The sequence below is a fragment of the Curtobacterium sp. UCD-KPL2560 genome (assembly GCF_001705035.1).
GTDB lineage: Bacteria > Actinomycetota > Actinomycetes > Actinomycetales > Microbacteriaceae > Curtobacterium.
This window is the reverse complement of record NZ_MCIG01000133.1, coordinates 1-3,198: the sequence shown is the minus strand read 5'-3', so window position 1 is coordinate 3,198 and position 3,198 is coordinate 1. Positions and strand designations below refer to the sequence as shown.

The window sequence follows — 3,198 nt, the reverse complement described above, 5'->3', positions numbered from 1 at the left end:
CCCCCGAGGAGTCCCGATGACCGACACCGCACCCCGTCCCGGCCAGGTGGCCCGCCGCACCGTCACCGGCGAGCTGATCGAGTGGCTCGACGTGCCGCAGCGCGCCGCTGCCCTGGGCATGGAGCCGCACCCCGAGGGCGGCTGGTACGTCCGCACGTGGACCTCGCCGTCGACCGTCCCGACGCCCGCCGGTGACCGGCCCGCCGCGACCCTCATCCACTTCCTGCTGCCCCCGGGCGAGGCGTCCGCGTGGCACCGCGTGACGAGCGACGAGATCTGGATGTGGCACGGCCCGGACACCGTCGTGCTCGAGCTCGGCGGGTCGGGCGACCAGCCGGAGCCCGGCGACCGGATCACGCTCGGCCCGGACGCCGGCCGGCACCGACTGCACGACGCGCAGGCGTTCGTGCGCGGTGGCGTGTGGCAGCGCACCCTGCCGAGCGACGGCGAGGTCCTGCTCAGCTGCATGGTGTCGCCGGGCTTCTCGTTCGACGACTTCACGATGGCCGACCCCGCCTGACACCCCGCACGCGTCACGAGCCGTCGTCGGCTTCGCGCTGGTATCCCAGACGCCGGTACACTACGACACGCCCTGCCCCGCACCCCCTCGACGAAGGCCCACCGTGACCCGCACCCGCCGCCTGTCCCTCGCCGTCGCGACCGCCGCGGTCGCCGCCCTCGCGCTCGCCGCCTGCTCCGGCGGGGGCAGCAGCAACGCCGAGGGGACCGTCACCGACGGCAAGCTCACGATCGCGACCGGCGACCCGGCGTACGCGCCCTGGGTCGAGGACAACGAGCCGCAGTCCGGCAAGGGCTTCGAGGCCGCGGTGGCCTACGCCGTGGCGGAGGAGATGGGCTACGCGAAGTCCGACGTGGTGTGGAAGCGCAGCACCTTCGACAGCGCGATCGCCCCGGGGCCGAAGGACTGGGACCTCAACCTGCAGCAGTTCTCGATCGACGCCAAGCGCAAGAAGGCCGTCGACATGTCCACCGCGTACTACACGACCACCCAGGCCGTCGTGACGTCGGGGTCCTCGAAGGCCGCGGACGCGACGACGGTCTCGGCGCTCGCGGACGACACCATCGGCGTCGCGGCCGGCTCGACGAGCATCCAGAGCGTTAAGGACGTCCTCGGCGTCACCCCGCAGGTGTTCAACTCGAACGACGACGCGGTGCTCGCCCTGAAGTCCGGGCAGATCGACGCCATCGTGACCGACCTGCCGACCGCGTTCTCCATGGCAGCCACCCAGGTCGACGACGGCACCGTCTCGGCGCAGTTCCCGCAGGACGGCAAGGGCGACCAGTTCGGCTTCGTGCTGCCGAAGGGTTCCGCGCTGACGGGCAAGGTGGACAAGGCGCTCGCGAGCCTGCAGTCGGACGGCACGCTCGAGCAGCTCGAGACGAAGTGGCTGTCCTCGGCGACGAACACCCCCGTCCTGAAGTAGCCGCCCGATGACCGCACCAGCGGGAGCGGGCACCCCGGCGACGGCCCCCGCACCGAGCCAGATCGAGGTCGAACGACGCCTGTACCGCCGACAGCGCGGCCGGCGCTCGGTCGTGGTCTCGGTCGTGTCGACACTCGTCGTCGTGCTCGTCGTCTGGTTCGGCGTCGTGAACACCCCGGGCTGGGCGGCGGTCCAGCAGTCGTTCTTCGACCCGCAGACCGCGATCGACACGTTCCCGCAGGTGCTCCTCGGCCTGTGGCTGAACATCCGGATCCTCGTCGTCGCGAGCATCGGCGTCGCGGTGCTCGGCACCCTGCTCGCGGTGGTCCGTGGCCTGCGCAACCCGGTGTTCTTCCCGCTGCGGATGGCCGCGACCGCCTACACCGACCTGTTCCGCGGGCTGCCGCTCATCATCGTCCTGTACCTGGTCGGGTTCGGCCTGCCCGGGCTCGGCGTCTTCCCGCGCCAGCCGCCCGAGGTCTGGGGCACGATCGCCATCGTCCTGACGTACTCGTCGTACGTCGCCGAGGTGCTCCGCGCCGGCATGGAGGCCGTGCACCCGTCGCAGCGCCTCGCCGCCCGGTCGCTCGGCCTGTCGCACGCGAAGACGCTGCGCCTGGTCGTGCTGCCGCAGGCGGTCCGCAAGGTGACCCCGGCGCTCATGAACGACTTCGTGTCGATGCAGAAGGACGTCGGCCTCGTGTCGATCCTCGGGGCCGTCGACGCCGTCCGCAGCGCGCAGATCGCGCAGGCGGAGTCGTACAACTTCACGCCGTACCTGGTCGCGGGGCTCCTGTTCGTCGTCATCAGCCTGCCGCTCATCCGCGTCACCGACGCGATCGCGCGGCGCCAGCAGCAGCGTGAGCAGACCGGGGGGACCGTGTGACCGACACATCCGAGACCGGCGCGACCCGCGCCTCCCGACCGGGCGACGGCCAGGAGGCCCGTGGTGCGTCCGACGGGTCGGTCCCCGTCCTGGAACTGCGCGGCCTGCGCAAGGCCTTCGGCGAGCACGAGGTCCTGCGCGGGATCGACCTGACGGTGCACCGGCACGAGGTCATCTGCGTCATCGGCGCGTCGGGCTCCGGGAAGTCGACCCTGCTGCGGACGGTGAACCTCATCGAGGGGATCGACGACGGCGAGGTCCTGCTGCAGGGCACGGACATCGCCGACCCGCGCACCGACGTCGACGCGGTCCGCGCGCGCATCGGCGTCGTGTTCCAGCAGTTCAACCTCTTCCCGCACATGCGCGTGCTCGACAACGTGACGCTCGCGTCGCGGCGGGTGCACGGCGTCCCGAAGGCCGAGGCCGAGGCCACCGCGCACCGGCTGCTCGCGCGGATCGGGCTCGCGGACTTCGCCCAGGCCTACCCCGACCGGCTGTCCGGCGGGCAGCAGCAGCGCGTCGCCATCGTGCGGGCCATCGCGACCTCGCCCGAGCTCCTGCTGCTCGACGAGGTCACGAGCGCGCTCGACCCGCAGCTCGTCGGCGAGGTCCTCGACCTGGTGCGCGAACTCGGGGAGCAGGGGTCGACGATCCTGATGACCACGCACGAGATGCACTTCGCGCGGAACGTGGCCGACCGGATCGTGTTCCTGCACCGGGGCGAGGTCGTCGAGCAGGGGACCCCGGCCGACGTGCTGGACCGGCCGCGGCACCCCGCGCTCGTGGAGTTCCTGGCGCGCGTGCACGCCTGAGCCGGGCCCGGCCGGGCTCGGGCTGCGTCGTTCCGGGGAACGGCCCGCCCCGCCC

General features: G+C 72.4%; 4 protein-coding genes. All 4 read left to right on the top strand.

Features of this window, described 5'->3' with window-relative positions; genetic code table 11:
- A partial coding sequence (locus tag BEP24_RS16055; RefSeq protein ID WP_366556890.1) for a cupin domain-containing protein occupies positions 1 to 520 on the top strand: 520 nt, incomplete at its 5' end.
- Between the two features lie 103 nt (positions 521 to 623).
- Complete coding sequence (locus BEP24_RS16050; protein WP_065965157.1) at positions 624 to 1,445, top strand: ABC transporter substrate-binding protein; 822 nt, start codon at positions 624 to 626, stop codon at positions 1,443 to 1,445.
- Between the two features lie 7 nt (positions 1,446 to 1,452).
- Positions 1,453 to 2,331, top strand: a complete 879-nt coding sequence (locus BEP24_RS16045; protein WP_065965155.1) for an amino acid ABC transporter permease — start codon at positions 1,453 to 1,455, stop codon at positions 2,329 to 2,331.
- Between the two features lie 89 nt (positions 2,332 to 2,420).
- Entirely contained in the window at positions 2,421 to 3,143 is a 723-nt protein-coding gene (locus BEP24_RS16040; RefSeq protein ID WP_065965159.1) for an amino acid ABC transporter ATP-binding protein, read from the top strand.
- Positions 3,144 to 3,198: the final 55 nt, after the last annotated feature.

Bases quoted from the DNA above. Each gene is read 5' to 3' on its own strand.
- BEP24_RS16045 (WP_065965155.1), top strand. From the start codon at position 1,453: ATGACCGCACCAGCGGGAGCGGGCACCCCGGCGACGGCCCCCGCACCG.